Below are 558 nucleotides of genomic sequence, written 5' to 3'. Positions count from 1 at the left end.
CCGCCTGTGCCGCCGATTGCGTCGCAGCCTCCTCCGGCCAACTCGGCAATGACAAGCTCTTCTGGTGCAATGGCTGTCAGGGTGGGCTCTACCCGATGACCGGGGACGCCAACGAGCATTATGGTGGGGTTCAGGCTTCGGAAACCGTCGCCGCCAAGCTCCTGGCACGCATGCACCGTTTCGGTCTGGCCCGCCGCACTTCCGGATCGGGCGCGCTCTGCCAGCCGAAGCCGGCGCCGATCCTGCCCAAATCGCAATACCGGTTCCAAATCACCCGGCCCAAGGCCAAGACCTCCGGCCGCTATGCCTGCGGTCCCCTGGGCTCCTCGACCCAGTTCGTCGACTCCGGCCGGGCATATCCTTTCAAAGGCGAAAGCTTCGGCTGGCTCACCTGGAGGAAACACAATTGCTGCGCGCTTTGATCAGGGCGGGCCTTGTCCTGCAATTCCTGTCCGGAGTGGCTTTGGCAGACGAGCCAWTGCCGCAATTTGCGCCGGGGGCCACTGGCTCTGTGGGCGTCGATGTGACGGGTCTCATGAACAAGGCCGCCAAGGATGC

At 64.3% G+C, this 558-nt stretch carries 1 protein-coding gene; it reads left to right on the top strand.

What is annotated here, in order from left to right; genetic code table 11:
* Positions 1 to 422, top strand: a 422-nt coding sequence (locus tag AC1DVR_RS24020) for a TraU family protein (protein ID WP_478003128.1), incomplete at its 5' end; no start/stop codon positions are given.
* Positions 423 to 558 lie beyond the last annotated feature (136 nt).

The sequence above is a fragment of the Rhodobacter sp. P2_H5 genome (assembly GCF_056403335.1).
This window is presented reverse-complemented; position numbering and strand designations above follow the sequence as displayed.